Annotated in this window: 15 protein-coding genes; 7 read left to right on the top strand and 8 right to left on the bottom strand. The window is 69.1% G+C overall.

The genetic code is table 11. From position 1 onward, the window contains the following. Positions 1–59: 59 nt before the first annotated feature. The 4 genes from CIK77_RS03050 to CIK77_RS03035 all read left to right on the top strand — a co-directional run bounded on the left by CIK77_RS03050 (position 60) and on the right by CIK77_RS03035 (position 4,393). Positions 60–1,079, top strand: a complete 1,020-nt coding sequence (locus CIK77_RS03050; RefSeq protein ID WP_170934100.1) for a LacI family DNA-binding transcriptional regulator — start codon at positions 60–62, stop codon at positions 1,077–1,079. A 167-nt stretch (positions 1,080–1,246) separates the two neighbouring features. After that, a complete protein-coding gene (locus tag CIK77_RS03045; protein ID WP_087054554.1) occupies positions 1,247–2,533 on the top strand; it encodes an ABC transporter substrate-binding protein in 1,287 nt (428 codons plus the stop codon). 73 nt (positions 2,534–2,606) lie between these two features. Beyond that, a complete protein-coding gene (locus tag CIK77_RS03040) occupies positions 2,607–3,509 on the top strand; it encodes a carbohydrate ABC transporter permease (RefSeq protein WP_087054555.1) in 903 nt (300 codons plus the stop codon). Then, on the top strand, positions 3,506–4,393 hold the full coding sequence (locus tag CIK77_RS03035) for a carbohydrate ABC transporter permease (protein ID WP_087054556.1): 888 nt from the start codon (positions 3,506–3,508) through the stop codon (positions 4,391–4,393). Before CIK77_RS03040 ends, CIK77_RS03035 begins: the two co-directional genes overlap by 4 nt. 77 nt (positions 4,394–4,470) lie before the next feature. On the opposite strand, the gene CIK77_RS03030 is transcribed toward CIK77_RS03035, so the two are convergent. The 3 genes from CIK77_RS03030 to CIK77_RS03020 all read right to left on the bottom strand — a co-directional run bounded on the left by CIK77_RS03030 (position 4,471) and on the right by CIK77_RS03020 (position 6,879). Further along, positions 4,471–5,514: an NAD(P)-dependent alcohol dehydrogenase gene (locus CIK77_RS03030; RefSeq protein ID WP_087054557.1), complete on the bottom strand. Its 1,044-nt coding sequence runs from the start codon at positions 5,512–5,514 to the stop codon at positions 4,471–4,473. A gap of 22 nt (positions 5,515–5,536) precedes the next feature. Then, positions 5,537–6,058, bottom strand: a complete 522-nt coding sequence (locus CIK77_RS03025) for a hypothetical protein (RefSeq protein ID WP_087054558.1) — start codon at positions 6,056–6,058, stop codon at positions 5,537–5,539. A gap of 134 nt (positions 6,059–6,192) precedes the next feature. Then, the gene (locus tag CIK77_RS03020) at positions 6,193–6,879 is read right to left on the bottom strand and encodes an NUDIX hydrolase (RefSeq protein ID WP_249268539.1); all 687 of its coding nucleotides are present in this window, start codon (positions 6,877–6,879) and stop codon (positions 6,193–6,195) included. A gap of 145 nt (positions 6,880–7,024) precedes the next feature. Here CIK77_RS03020 and CIK77_RS03015 point away from each other — a divergent pair, with 145 nt between their 5' ends. From CIK77_RS03015 to CIK77_RS03005, 3 genes are read left to right on the top strand one after another with little or no spacing between them, the layout of a single operon-like run. Beyond that, the gene (locus CIK77_RS03015; protein ID WP_087054559.1) at positions 7,025–9,331 is read left to right on the top strand and encodes an FdhF/YdeP family oxidoreductase; all 2,307 of its coding nucleotides are present in this window, start codon (positions 7,025–7,027) and stop codon (positions 9,329–9,331) included. Beyond that, positions 9,328–9,831 carry a MogA/MoaB family molybdenum cofactor biosynthesis protein gene (locus CIK77_RS03010; protein WP_249268540.1) on the top strand — a complete coding sequence of 168 codons (504 nt, stop codon included), beginning with the start codon at positions 9,328–9,330 and terminating at the stop codon, positions 9,829–9,831. Before CIK77_RS03015 ends, CIK77_RS03010 begins: the two co-directional genes overlap by 4 nt. Continuing rightward, positions 9,828–10,256: a molybdenum cofactor biosynthesis protein MoaE gene (locus CIK77_RS03005; RefSeq protein ID WP_087054560.1), complete on the top strand. Its 429-nt coding sequence runs from the start codon at positions 9,828–9,830 to the stop codon at positions 10,254–10,256. Before CIK77_RS03010 ends, CIK77_RS03005 begins: the two co-directional genes overlap by 4 nt. A gap of 97 nt (positions 10,257–10,353) precedes the next feature. Here CIK77_RS03005 and CIK77_RS03000 read toward each other — a convergent pair whose 3' ends face one another. Genes CIK77_RS03000 through CIK77_RS02980 form a run of 5 tightly spaced genes read right to left on the bottom strand, consistent with a single transcriptional unit; the run spans position 10,354 to position 13,251 of the window. Continuing rightward, positions 10,354–10,587: a MoaD/ThiS family protein gene (locus tag CIK77_RS03000; protein WP_087054561.1), complete on the bottom strand. Its 234-nt coding sequence runs from the start codon at positions 10,585–10,587 to the stop codon at positions 10,354–10,356. Beyond that, positions 10,584–10,856: a DUF6457 domain-containing protein gene (locus CIK77_RS02995; RefSeq protein WP_087054562.1), complete on the bottom strand. Its 273-nt coding sequence runs from the start codon at positions 10,854–10,856 to the stop codon at positions 10,584–10,586. The genes CIK77_RS03000 and CIK77_RS02995 overlap by 4 nt, the downstream gene beginning before the upstream one ends. A 4-nt stretch (positions 10,857–10,860) precedes the next feature. Next, a complete protein-coding gene (mobA, locus tag CIK77_RS02990; protein WP_087054563.1) occupies positions 10,861–11,532 on the bottom strand; it encodes a molybdenum cofactor guanylyltransferase in 672 nt (223 codons plus the stop codon). Next, complete coding sequence (gene moaC / locus CIK77_RS02985) at positions 11,529–12,008, bottom strand: cyclic pyranopterin monophosphate synthase MoaC (RefSeq protein WP_087054564.1); 480 nt, start codon at positions 12,006–12,008, stop codon at positions 11,529–11,531. The genes mobA and moaC overlap by 4 nt, the downstream gene beginning before the upstream one ends. A 19-nt stretch (positions 12,009–12,027) precedes the next feature. Further along, complete coding sequence (locus CIK77_RS02980; protein ID WP_441897711.1) at positions 12,028–13,251, bottom strand: molybdopterin molybdotransferase MoeA; 1,224 nt, start codon at positions 13,249–13,251, stop codon at positions 12,028–12,030. Positions 13,252–13,253 lie beyond the last annotated feature (2 nt).

The following is a 13,253-nucleotide window of genomic DNA, read 5'->3' as shown; positions in this document are numbered from 1 at the left end:
CCTGTTTCCGGATCCGGAGTGCGAACGCGCGCCGGACGGTACGAACACGAAGGAGTGCCATGGACACGTCGGCGACTGCGCCTGCACGGGCGACGCTCGCTCAGGTCGCCGAGCGCGCCGGCGTGAGCCTGAAGACCGCCTCGAGGGCACTGAGCGGCGAGACGTATGTCGCGGAGACCACGAGGGAGCGCGTCGTCTCGGCGGCCGTCGAACTCGGGTATCAGCGCAACTCCGCGGCGAGCCTGCTGGCGAGCGGACGGCTTGCGGATTCCATCGGCTTGGTCACGGGTGATTTCACGAACCCGTTCTACTCGGCGATCGCGCAGGCGTTCGAAGACGAGATCCGACCCCACGGCATCCATCTCTCCGTCGCCAACTCCGGTGAGTCCGTCGAGCGCGAACGGCTGCTCGCGGCCGATCTCGCGGACAGGCAGAGCAAGGCGCTCGTGCTGGTCTCGGCGATGCCGGAGCACTCCGGCTATGCGCCGCTGATGGGGCGGGGCATTCCCGTCGTGTTCGTCGACCGCCCACCGGTGGGCATCGAGGCGGACTCGGTGATCTTCGACAACCGCACAGGAGGGCGCCTGGCCGCGGAGCACCTGCGCGAGCAGGGCCATACTCGGATCGCCTTCATCGGCGACTACAGCTGGCTGCCGACGTTCCGCGGTCGCCTCGACGGCATGGGCGACGTCCTCGACAGCGAGGCGAGCACCTGGCGCGGACTGCTGCGCACGGATGCGCACGACGTCGATTCCGCGAGAGCGCGGACCGCAGAGCTGCTGGCGCTGGACGAACCGCCGACGGCGCTCGTCGCGGGCAACAACCGCATCCTGCTGGGAATGACGGAGCAGCTCGCCCCGATCGAGCACGGCTCTCGCCCGGCCATCGTCGCCTTCGACGACGTCGAGTGGGCCCGCGTGCTGGGCATCACCGTCGTCACGGGGGACGTGGAAGAACTCGGCAGGCGCGCCGCGCGCCTGGCCACCGGGAGGCTCGCAGACAGGGCGCACCCGGCAGAGAACGTCGAACTGCCCATGCGACTCGTCGCGCGGGCATCGTCGAACAGGGGGCCCAGATGACCCCCGCACCCGCAGCGAATCTCGGATGGGTCACGATCCCGCTGACGCGAGCCGCGCGGCTCCATCCGGGTGTTCAATGTGGGGGCGCTCGCACCTCGAGTGCGGGCGTGCTCTCACGAAGAGCGTTCTGATCACACGACTCCAGGCAATGAAGGTGGAGATATCCCATGAAGAGTAATCGCATTCTGATGGTCGCCGCGGGCGCCTCCGCCCTGGCGCTCGGACTCGCCGGCTGCGGCGGAGGCGACGGGGGCGACGGGGGCGACGGTGGTGAAGGCGGCGGCAACGCCGAGGTGGAGGTCTTCACCTGGTGGGCTGCGGGCAGCGAGAAGGCGGGCCTCGACGCGCTCGTCGAGGTCTTCGACGACCAGCACCCCGATACGAAGTTCGTCAACGGCGCGGTCGCAGGCGGCGCCGGATCGACGGCGAAGGATCTGCTGCAGTCGCGGCTGCAGCAGGGAGACCCGCCCGACACCTTCCAGGCGCACGCCGGTGCTGAGCTTCAGGACTACATCGATGCCGCTCAGGTGGAGGATGTCGCCGATCTGTACGAGGAGTTCGGCCTGAACGACGCGTTCCCCGCCGATCTCATCGACAGGCTCACCGTCGACGGGGCGATCTACTCCGTTCCGGCGAACATCCACCGCGCGAACGTGGTGTGGGGCAACCCGTCGGTCATCTCCGACGCGGGCCTCGACCCCGAGGCGGAGTACGCGTCACTCGACGAGTGGATCGCCGCACTCGAGGAGATCGACGCGTCAGGGGCGACCGCGCTGTCGGTGGCTCAGCCATGGACGCAGGTGAACCTCCTCGAGACGGTGCTGCTCGCCGGCCTCGGTGCCGACGGCTACGAGGGTCTCTGGTCGGGCGAGACCGACTGGACCGGGGCGGACGTCACAGCGGCGCTCGAAGACTTCGAGACGCTGATGAGCTTCACGAACGACGACCGCGACGGCCTCGACTGGCCGGACGCCACCCAGCAGGTGATCGACGGCGAGGCCGCGTTCAACGTGATGGGCGACTGGGCGGAGGCGGCCTTCCAGGAGGCCGGTGCCGAAGCTCCCGCCGACTACGTCTACTTCCCGGTGCCGGGCACGGACGGCGTGTTCGACTTCCTCGCCGACAGCTTCACGCTGCCGGTCGGGGCGCCGCACCCCGAGGGTGCGAAGGCGTGGCTCGAGTCGGTGTCGTCGGCTGAGGGCCAGGAGGCGTTCAACATGGCGAAGGGCTCGATCCCCGCGCGCACCGATGCCGACACCAGCGAGTTCGGCGCGTACCAGCAGTCAGCGGTCGAGTCGTTCCAGAGCGACGCGATCGTCTCGTCGCTGGCGCACGGTGCGGCGGTACCGGTCTCGGTGCTGAACCAGATCACGGATGCCACCAGCAAGTTCACGACCGGCGCGAGCGATCTCGCGACGTACCAGGAGGAGCTCGCCGCCGCGGCGGGCGAGTGATCGACATCCCGATGCCGGTGCCGGGGCGGTCTGTGAGGCCGCCCCGGCACCGCGGGGAGAGGAGACATTCCCGATGAAGGGAATCCGAAAGATAGGGCCGCCGCTGCTGCTGCTCGCGCCGTCGCTCATCCTCATGGCGGTCTTCGTCTACGGGCTGATCGCGGCGAACTTCGCCACGTCGATCACGGACAACCATTCGGCGGCGCAGGCGACGGGTCAGCAGCCGTCGGTGGTGGTGTGGTTCGACAACTATGTGACGCTGTTGAAGACCGACGACTTCCAGCACTCGCTGTGGAATCTCGTGCTGTTCACCGTCGTGTTCCTCGTGGGCGCGATGGTGATGGGCTTCCTGTGGGCGTGGATCCTGGAGCGCCCGCAGAAGGGCGAGGGCATCTTCCGGTCGGTCTACCTGTTCCCGATGGCGGTGTCGTTCGTTGCGAGCGGCGTCGTCTGGCGGTGGCTGCTCAACAGCAACCAGGGTGAGGACGCATCCGGCCTGAACCGGCTGTTCCAGATGATCGGGCTGGATGCGCTGCAGAACCCATGGTGGAACAACATCACCTTCGGCATCGCGGCGATCGCGCTGCCGGCGATCTGGCAGCTGTCCGGATACGTGATGGCGCTGTTCCTCGCGGGGTTCCGCGGCATACCGGATGAGCTGCGTGAGGCGGCCAGGATGGACGGCGCCAGTGAGTGGCAGCTGTACCGATACGTGCTCTTCCCGCAGCTGGCGCCCATCGCACTGTCCGCGCTGGTGATCATCGGCCACATGTCGCTGAAGTCGTTCGACCTGATCATGTCGATCTCGAGCCATTCCAACTACCAGACCAAGGTCCCCGCGATCGACATGTTCGTGTTCAAGAACAGCTTCGATTACGCCAACTCGGCCGCAGTCGGCACGATCCTGCTGGTCATCGTCGCCGTCGTGATCATCCCGTACCTGTGGTGGACCAACCGCAAGGAGGACGCCAGATGAGCGCAACAGCCATCGTGACGACGAACGCCCTTGCGCCGCCGAGCTCGGCGGGCAGAGCGAAGACGAGCCGCACAGCCTGGCGCACCGTCAGGTATGTGCTGGCGATCCTGTTCGTGATCGTCGTGCTCACACCCGTGTACGTGCTGCTGATCACCAGCTTCAAGGCACCGGGCGATGCGTCGCCCGTACGCGCATGGGCACTGCCGCAGGAGTGGACGCTCGCGAACTGGCAGGCGGCGTGGACTGCGCTGTGGCCGTCGATTCTGCGCTCGTTCCAGATCGTGATCCCTGCGGCGATCATCTCGTCCGTGCTCGGCTCCCTGAACGGGTTCGTGCTCTCGCGCTGGGCGTTCCGTGGGGCGAACATCGTGTTCGCCTGCATCCTGTTCGGCATGTTCATCCCGTATCAGGCGGTGATAATCCCGCTGTCGCAGCTGATGACCACGATGCACGTGCCGAGCGGCGTGCCCGCGCTGATCCTGCTGCACGTCGTGTTCGGCATCCCCATCACAACGCTGATCATGCGCAACTACTACGTGACCGTTCCGCACGAGCTCGTCGAGGCCTCGCGCGTCGACGGGGCGGGCATGCTGCGCACCTACTGGTCGGTGATCCTGCCGATCTCCATTCCCAGCTTCGTCGTCGTGCTGATCTGGCAGTTCACCAATGCGTGGAACGACTTCCTGTTCGCGGTGTTCTTCGCCTCCAGCCAGAACGAGCCGGTGACGCTCGCGCTGAACAACCTCGCGAACGGGTCGGTGCTGCAGGACTACGGTGTGTCGATGGCCGGCGCGCTGCTGGCATCGCTGCCGCCGCTGATCGTCTACATCATCCTCGGCAAGTACTTCATCGGCGGGCTGATGTCCGGTTCCGTCAAGGGCTGACGGCGAAGGAGCGGTTCAGACCGCACCGCGCACGCGAAACGGGCGCCCGATCAGATCGGGCGCCCGTTTCGTTCGGATCAGATCGTCGTGGTGTCGATCACGAAGCGGTAGCGCACGTCGCTGGACAGCACGCGCTCGTATGCCTCGTTGATCGCATCGGCCGAGATCAGCTCGGTCTCCGGCGCGATGGAGTGCTCAGCGCAGAAGTCGAGCATCTCCTGGGTCTCCTTGATGGAGCCGATGTTCGAACCGGCGAACGACTTGCCGCCGCCGATCAGCGAGAACACCTGCACCGGGAGCGGTTCGGGTGGTGCGCCGACGTTGACGAGCGTGCCCTGAGGCCTGAGAGTCGCAAGGTAGGCGTTCATGTCGAGCGGAGCGCTGACCGTGTTGATGATGAGGTCGAAGGAGCGCTTCAGCTCGCGCAGCGCGCCCTCCTCGCCGGTGGCGACGTGCGCCGTCGCACCGAATGCGAGAGCGTCGTCGCGCTTGGCGAGCGTGCGCGAGAGCACGGTGACATCCGCTCCCATCGCGACGGCGATCTTCACGGCCATGTGGCCGAGACCGCCCATGCCGACGACGGCGACCTTCGTGCCGGGGCCCGTGCCCCAGCGCGTGAGCGGCGAGTACGTCGTGATGCCGGCGCACAGCAGGGGAGCGGCCTGCTCGTAGGGAATCGACTCCGGCACGCGCAGCACGAACTTCTCGTCGACGACCACGTGGGTCGAGTAGCCGCCCTGCGTGATCGTGCCGTCGACGTCCGTCGCCGTGTACGTGTCGATCGCACCCTTCTCGCAGAAGTGCTCGTCGCCGTCGAGGCAGTACGTGCACTGACCGCAGGAGTTCACCATGCAGCCCACGCCGACGCGATCGCCGACCCGGTGCGAGGCGACGTCGGAACCGATCTCTGTGACCTCGCCGACGATCTCGTGACCGACGACCTGCGGGTAGGCGATCGGGCCCCATTCGCCCCGGATGGTGTGGATGTCGCTGTGGCAGACGCCGGCGTACCGGATGGCGATCATCACGTCGTGCGGTCCGACATCGCGCCGCTCGATCTCGAGCGGGACGATCTTCTCGGTGGCGCTGTGAGCACCATAGGCCTTGACGATGGTTGGCATGGTTCCTCCTTGATGAGGGGCGTTAACCGGGAGCGCCCGGATGGGCGACGCGACGCCTGCGCGAGGCGCGGTCGGGCTTGGGGAACGCCTGCCGCATCGCCGTCGTCGACAGGATGACGGCGGCGACGATCAGCAGGGCGGCGAAGACGAGCTGTTCGACGATCATCCAGACCGGGAAGAACCCGGGAATCGCCGAGAGCGCCAGTGCGACGACGGGGAAGATGCGCGTGAACAGCTGCAGACGGCGGAACGCCCAGTACCACCCGAGCCATGCCCGCCAGAGGAAGTAGAACAGCGAGGCGGTGATGGCGAGGATGACCAGGCCGCGGATCCAGACGGGGAGCGTGACGGTGTGCCCGGCGAGGTGCAGCCAGACGACGGCGAGGACCGTGCCGGCGCCGAGGAGCGTGCAGACGATCAGAATCGCGGCGACGAGGACGAGCCCGCGTCGTGCGGCGTCGTGCGAGGCGCCGGGTACGCGGTGATTCCGGTCGCGCCCGCCGGCAAGACGGTCGACGACGCGAAACAGAGACTCCAGGCGCACCCCACCAGGCTATCCCGCCTCACCTCACCGGCGGCTGGCCCCAGCTGCCGAGATGCGCACATATCGCCGAGATGCGCCGTTGTCGACGCCCGGATGTCGCAAATGTGCGCATCTCGGCGGTCGGTCCCAGCGCACTACAGGTCGATGTATCTCGTCTCGTCCCACGGCTCCGTCCAGCCGAGCCTGGTGAACACCCGGTCGAGGACGCCTGCTGTGAACCCCCACACCAGCTGGCGCTGTCCGTCCGCGTGCACGAACCATGCCGGTCCGGTGAGCGATTCGCCGCCGCGGCGCAGGCGGGTGGACCACCGATTCGCAGGGTTGAGCAGGTCGGCGACCGGCACCCGGAACACGGATGACGACTCCCGTTCGTCGACGACGCCGACCTGCGTGGGTCGGGCCCACCATCCGAGCACGGGCGTGACACGATGCGACGAGTACGGCAGCGGCAGCTCGGGCAGCGTGCCCAGGATCTCCACGCCGTCACGGTCCAGCCCGGTCTCTTCGACGGCCTCGCGCAGGGCGGCGTCCACCGGGCCGGTGTCGCCGGGATCGATGCGTCCGCCGGGGAACGCGACCTGGCCGGCATGGGAGCTGAGCGTCTCCGCGCGGGCGAGCAGCAGCACGTCGAGGTCGGCCGACACCGCGCGGGTGCGGGCGTCATGGTCGGCCGCGACCGTGTCGAGCACGCCGAAGAGCACCAGCACGGCGGCGGGGCGAGAATCGTCGCTGAACCCGAGTGCGCCGAGCCAGTCGGCGAACAGCGTGCGGTCGTGCGTGAGGGCGCTCAGCTGCTGCCTGGCCGTCCGCTCATCCGTCACCTGTTCGACGATACCTCCGCCCATCAGCGCGCGGGCCGCGGACGCATCGACACGGATCGCTCTCCCAGGCATCGAATCGACACGGATCGATTCTCCAGACATCGAACGGGGCGCGCGGAATGCCTCGAAGGAATATCATGGGGACATGGCGAAGAAGGCACCAACGCAGGACATCGACGAGTCGAAGGTGACAGTCGGGGCCCCCAAGACAGAGGCCGCCGGCGTGCCGGCCGTCCTGCACTCGATGAAGATGGCTGTCGAACAGATGGGCATCGTCCGCAGCGCGAGGACGCTGCTGCGGGTCAACCAGAAGGACGGCTTCGACTGCCCAGGGTGCGCGTGGCCCGAGGAGGACCGCAGGCACGCCGCGGAGTTCTGCGAGAACGGCGCGAAGGCGGTGGCCGAAGAGGCGACGGTCCGCCGCGTGGAACCTGCGTTCTTCGCCGAGCACTCGATCGCCGACCTGCAGGGCCACGACGACTGGTGGCTCGGCCAGCAGGGGCGGCTCACCGAGCCGATGATCCTCGACGAAGGGGCGACGCACTACCGCCCGATCTCGTGGGATGACGCGCTGACGACGATCGCCGACGAGCTGCGCGGCCTCGACGACCCGGACGAGGCGATCTTCTACACCTCGGGGCGCGCATCGAACGAGTCCGCGTTCCTGTACCAGCTGCTCGTGCGCGGGCTGGGCACGAACAACCTGCCCGACTGCTCCAACATGTGCCATGAGTCGAGCGGATCGGCGCTCGGCGAGACGATCGGCATCGGCAAGGGAACCGTCTCGATCGAGGACATGCACAAGGCCGATCTGCTGATCGTGGCCGGTCAGAACCCCGGCACGAACCATCCGCGCATGCTGGCGGCGCTGGAGAAGGCGAAGAACAACGGCGCGCGCATCATCGCCGTGAACCCGCTGCCCGAGGCCGGGCTGATGCACTTCAACGACCCCAAGACACCGCAGGGCGTGCTGCTCGGAGGCACGAAGCTCGCGGACGACTTCGTGCAGGTGCGGCTGGGCGGCGACCAGGCGCTGTTCCAGGCGATCGGCAAGCACCTGCTGGAGAAGGAAGCGGAGACGCCCGGTGTCGTCGACCGAGCGTTCGTCGACGCGCACACGTCGGGCTTCGACGCGTACGCAGCCTCGGTTTCGGGCGTCACATGGCGCGAGCTCGAGACGGCGACGGGGGTCAGCGAGGGCGAGATGCGGGCGATCGCCGAGCAGGTGCGCCTGTCGGGATCGACGATCGTGTGCTGGGCGATGGGACTCACCCAGCACAAGCACTCCGTCGCGACACTGCGCGACGTGGTGAACGTGCTGCTGCTGCAGGGCAACATCGGCCGCGAGGGCGCCGGGGTGTGCCCCGTGCGCGGGCACTCCAACGTGCAGGGCGACCGCACCGTCGGCATCTACGAGAAGCCGCCGGCGACGTTCCTCGACGCGCTCGACGAGGAGTTCTCGTTCTCGTCGCCGCGCGAGCACGGTTTCGACACGGTCGCCGCCATCGCCGCGATGCGTGAGGGCCGGGCACGAGTCTTCATGGCGCTCGGCGGGAACTTCCTCAGCGCCACGCCCGACACGGCAGTGGTCGAGGAAGGCATCAGGCAGACCAACCTGTCCGTGCAGATCTCCACCAAGCTGAACCGCTCGCACGTGATCACCGGTCGTCGCGCCATCATTCTGCCCGTGCTCGGGCGCACCGACCGTGACACCAGGGGCGGCGCCGACCAGCGCGTCACCGTCGAGGACTCGATGGGCGCCGTGCACGCCTCGCGAGGGCGGCTCGACCCGCCCAAGAAGGACATGCTGAGCGAGACCGCCATCATCGCCCGGCTGTGCGCGCTCGTCTTCGACGGGCGCGACAACGCGCCGCAGACCGACTGGGTCTCTCTCGAGAACGACTACTCCGGCATCCGGAGCCACATCTCCCGCGTCGTGCCCGGGTTCGAGGACTACGACGCGCGCATCCAGAAAGGGCGCACGTTCCTGCTGCCGAACGGGCCGCGCGACGGCCGCGAGTTCGCGACGGCGACGGGCAAGGCGATGTTCACGGGGAACGAGCTGGAGTACCCGCACATCCCCGAGGGGCGCATTCTGCTGCAGACGCTGCGTTCGCACGATCAGTACAACACCACGATCTACGGCAAGGACGACCGCTACCGCGGCATCAAGGGCGGGCGGCGCATCGTACTGATCAACGCGGAGGACATCACCGATCTCGGTTTCGCCGACGGCGACATCGTCGACCTCGTCTCGGAGTGGGAAGGGCGCGACGGCCTCGAAGAGCGCCGCGCCGACGCGTTCCGCCTCGTCGCCTACGACACCCCGCGACGCAATGCGGCGGCGTACTACCCGGAGACCAACGTGCTGGTGCCGCTCGAATCGATCGCCGACGTGAGCGGCACGCCCACGTCGAAGGCGGTCATCGTTCGGCTCGAGCGCCGCGCGTGAGCGACGAGGTGCGCGCCGCGGTCATCACAGTGAGCGACCGCTCCGCGGCGGGAGAGCGGGAGGATGCCGGAGGGCCGCTCGCGGTTGCGGCGCTGCAGGAGGCGGAGTTCGCCTGCGGTGATCAGCGCATCGTGCCGGATGGCGAGGACAGCGTCGAAGCCGCGCTGCGCGAGGCGATCGGCGCGGGTTCGCGCCTGGTCGTGACGACGGGCGGCACGGGCGTCGGGCCGCGCGACCTCACACCGGAGGGCACGAGGCGCGTGCTCGATCGCGAGCTCCCCGGCATCGCCGAGGAACTGCGCCGGATCGGCGCCGCGGCGCTTCCTGCCGGTATGCTCTCGCGCGGTCTGAGCGGGGTCTCCGCCGGCGCGCTCATCGTGAATCTGCCGGGCTCGCCGTCCGCGGTGCGCGAGGGGATGCCCGTGATCCTGTCCGTCGCGCGTCACGTCGTCTCGCAGATCGACGGCGGGGGTCATCGTTCTGACGGAGAGCACGCATGACCGGGGTGAGGATCGCCAGGGTCTCGAGCGACGCGCTGGATGTCGGCGAGCATCTCGCGGCCGTCGCCGACCCCGCTTCCGGGGCGGAGACGTCCTTCGTCGGTCGCGTGCGCGATCACGATCCGGATGCGTCCGGCGCCGTCACGGCGCTGGAGTACACGGCTCATCCGGATGTCGAGGCGACGCTGCACGAGATCGCCCAGCGCGCGGCCTCCGCGCACCGTGCACAGGTCGCGGTGAGCCACCGCATCGGTCGGCTCGTGGTGGGAGATGCCGCGGTCGTCATCGCCTGCTCGGCTGGACACCGCGCGGAGGCGTTCGACGCGTGCCGCGCGGTGATCGAAGACATCAAACGCGAACTCCCGGTGTGGAAGCGTCAGCTCGCCGCAGACGGCACCGCCGCGTGGAAGGGCCTCGGCGGCTGACAGCCCCCGAACGAGCTCGCGAGATGCCTGGGCTTTGTCGAGATGCACACATATTTCGGGGCATCTCGACGAACTCCATGCGGTTCGCGAGCGGGGGTCAGCCGCCGGCGAAGGGCGGAAGGATGTCGACGGTCGCTCCGGGGGTGAGCGGGGCGTCGTCGTCGTGGCGGCGACCGTCGATCAGCACAGCGCAGCGCGGGAGGATCGGCTCGAGGTCGGGGTGGTCGGCCGCAAGCGCATCGCGCAGCGCGGCGAGCGTGGGCTCATCGCGGCGCTCCTCTGCGCGCCCGGCCGCCTCCTCAGCGGCAGCGAAGTAGCGCACGGTCGTCACCGGTCGGCCCCCCAGGTCTCGGCGAGCGCGACCAGTTCGCGCACCGTGCGCTCCTGCTCGTCGGAGCTGCCGCCCGCACGTCCGGCGGCGAGGCCCGCGAGGAACGCGCTGAGCGGTGCGGCCGGGCGAGCGACGCCGTGTGCGATGTCGCGCGCGAGATCGAGGATCAGCGGAACCGAGACCGCGTCGCGGTCGAGACCGAGCCGCTCGCAGGCGGCGAGGGTCCACTCGTCGAGAGCCTCGGGGGGAAGCGTCCGCGAATCAGTCATGTCATCACTCCCTTCGCTCGGCGCGCTCGCGCCGTGCGGTCTCCACATCGTCCCACGTATCCACATCGCGCACAGCTTCGGTGGAGGCTGTGATGGTGGTGATCCGGATGCCGCGCAGCAGCTGCCGCAGAGACGCGTCACGACCGCCGTTCGGCAAGGCGGCCAGGGCATCCCGCAGTGCGATCGTGCGGTGCACACCCGCGAGCCACTGCACGCGACCGTCCGGATCGGAGAGGCAGCGGCCGTCCTCGTGCGCACTCGCGTCGTCTGAGACCGTCCGGCCCGTCGCCGCGTCGGGCCGCGACGACGAGGGGGCGTGTTCGCGCAGTCGAGCGACGACTTCTGCGGGAGCTGCCAGGTCGCCGGCGAGAACGAACACCTCAGGGGACGTGATGTGCTCGAGCGCGGCAGCGATCCCGGCGACCGGCCCACCGAACGGCGGGTCCTCGAGCACCCACTCGACGTCGTCGCCTGCCGTCTCCTCGGCGGCGGGCCCCGCGACGACGATGCGCCGGCAACCCGCATCCCTGAGCGCTCGGATCACGCCGTCGAGGAGCGTCCCGTCACCTACGCGGAGCCGAGGCTTGTCGATGCCGTCGAGGCGCGATGCCCGTCCGCCGGCGAGGACGATGCCCTCGACGGCGCCGTTCGGAGCCGAGCCGTCGTTCGGCGTCATTCGCCGTCGCGCGTCCACGATCCGCTCCGGCCGCCTTCTTTGGCGACGATGCGCATGTCCGTCATCGAGGCCGAGCGGTCCATGCCTTTGACCATGTCGACGATCGCCAGCCCTGCGATCGATACGGCGGTGAGCGCCTCCATCTCGACGCCCGTGCGGTCGGCGGTGCGCACGGTCGCGGTGACCTCGACGGCCGCGTCCGTGATCTCCAGGTCGACGTTCGCTCCGTGCACGCCGATGACGTGGGCGAGAGGCAGCAGCTCGGCGCACTTCTTCGCGCCCTGAATGCCGGCGATGCGTGCCACCGCGAGCACGTCGCCCTTCGGCACCGAACCGTCGCGCAGCGCCGCGATCGTCGTGGCGGCGAGAGTGACGCGCCCGCGTGCCGTCGCTGCTCGGACCGTGGGCGTCTTTGCGGTGACATCGACCATCCGCGCGTGCCCGGCGGAGTCGATGTGAGTGAAGTCTGCGCTCATGCGTCGATTCTCTCGCGAGTCAGGACAGAAGCATGACATCGACCGGATCGCCGGCCGAGACATGGTCGACCTCGGCGGGGACGACGGCGATGGCCTCGGCGACCGCTAGTCCTCCTACCAGGTGGGAGCCGGAACCGCCGGTTGTGGCGGGGCGCACGGACCAGCCGGCGGGGTCGCTTCGATCGATCGAGGCCGGCAGGTACTGCCGTCGCCCCTGCGGGGGGCGCCAGGGCAGCGACGCACGGAGCCGGATGACCGGACGGTCGATGCTGCTGCGACCCTGCATGGCGAGCAGCGCCGGCCGCACGAACACTTCGAACGACACGGCGGCGCTGACCGGATTGCCCGGCAGAGCGAACATGAGCGCCCCGGACGGCAGCCTGCCGAAGCCCTGCGGTTTGCCCGGCTGCATGGCGATCTTGGTGAACTCGATCGTGCCGCCGAGCACGTTCTTGACCACCTCGTACGCACCGGCGCTGACGCCGCCGGACGTGATCACGACGTCGACATCGGGATGCTCGTCGAGCGCCCGGACGAACTCCTCCGGGGCGTCGTCGACGGTCGCGACTGCGGCGAGCTCCGCACCCGCTTCGCGTGCGAGGTTCGCCAGCAGCACCGAATTCGACTCGGGGATCTGGCCGCGCCGCAGGGGAGCGCCGGGACCGGTGAGTTCGGACCCGGTCGACATCACCAGCACGCGAGGCCGCGCTGCGACGACGACCTCGTCGACACCCGCGGCGGCCGCACCGGAGAGGGCGAACGCGGCAAGCGGCGAACCGGGTTCCAGAATCGTGTCACCTGGCTCGCGGTCCTCGCCGCGTCGTCTGATGTGTGCCGCGCGCGCTTTCGGCGCCTGCGTCACCGTGGCTTCGGTCATCGAATCGGCAAGGCCGCCCGCGGTGTGCTCGAACGGCACGATCACGTCGGCGTCGGCCGGCACGGCCGCTCCCGTCATGATGCGCGCAGCCTCACCCGACCGGATGGCGGGGTCGTCTGCGCTGCCCGCCGGCACGTCGGCGACGACCCGCAGCGTGACGGGTGCCGTGGCGGATGCTTCGGCGACATCGTCGAAGCGCACGGCGAAGCCGTCCATGGCGGAGTTGTCGAACACCGGGATCGGCACGCGCGCCGTGATCGGCTCGGCAAGGGTCAGCCCCGCCGCGAGGGCGAGCGGAACCGCGGCCCTCTCGGTCGGGCGCACCTCGGCGAGCACACGTGCGCGCTGTTCCTCGACGGAGCGCATGC

This window comes from Microbacterium sp. JB110 (assembly GCF_003335195.1).
In the GTDB taxonomy this organism is placed as follows: Bacteria; Actinomycetota; Actinomycetes; order Actinomycetales; family Microbacteriaceae; genus Microbacterium.
This window is presented reverse-complemented; position numbering and strand designations above follow the sequence as displayed.

Coding starts and splice junctions, on each gene's coding strand:
- CIK77_RS03050 (WP_170934100.1), top strand. CDS start 60: ATGGACACGTCGGCGACTGCGCCTGCACGGGCGACGCTCGCTCAGGTC.
- CIK77_RS03045 (WP_087054554.1), top strand. CDS start 1,247: ATGAAGAGTAATCGCATTCTGATGGTCGCCGCGGGCGCCTCCGCCCTG.
- CIK77_RS03040 (WP_087054555.1), top strand. CDS start 2,607: ATGAAGGGAATCCGAAAGATAGGGCCGCCGCTGCTGCTGCTCGCGCCG.
- CIK77_RS03035 (WP_087054556.1), top strand. CDS start 3,506: ATGAGCGCAACAGCCATCGTGACGACGAACGCCCTTGCGCCGCCGAGC.
- CIK77_RS03030 (WP_087054557.1), bottom strand. CDS start 5,514: ATGCCAACCATCGTCAAGGCCTATGGTGCTCACAGCGCCACCGAGAAG.
- CIK77_RS03015 (WP_087054559.1), top strand. CDS start 7,025: ATGGCGAAGAAGGCACCAACGCAGGACATCGACGAGTCGAAGGTGACA.
- CIK77_RS03005 (WP_087054560.1), top strand. CDS start 9,828: ATGACCGGGGTGAGGATCGCCAGGGTCTCGAGCGACGCGCTGGATGTC.
- CIK77_RS02995 (WP_087054562.1), bottom strand. CDS start 10,856: ATGACTGATTCGCGGACGCTTCCCCCCGAGGCTCTCGACGAGTGGACC.
- mobA (WP_087054563.1), bottom strand. CDS start 11,532: ATGACGCCGAACGACGGCTCGGCTCCGAACGGCGCCGTCGAGGGCATC.
- moaC (WP_087054564.1), bottom strand. CDS start 12,008: ATGAGCGCAGACTTCACTCACATCGACTCCGCCGGGCACGCGCGGATG.
- CIK77_RS02980 (WP_441897711.1), bottom strand. CDS start 13,251: ATGCGCTCCGTCGAGGAACAGCGCGCACGTGTGCTCGCCGAGGTGCGC.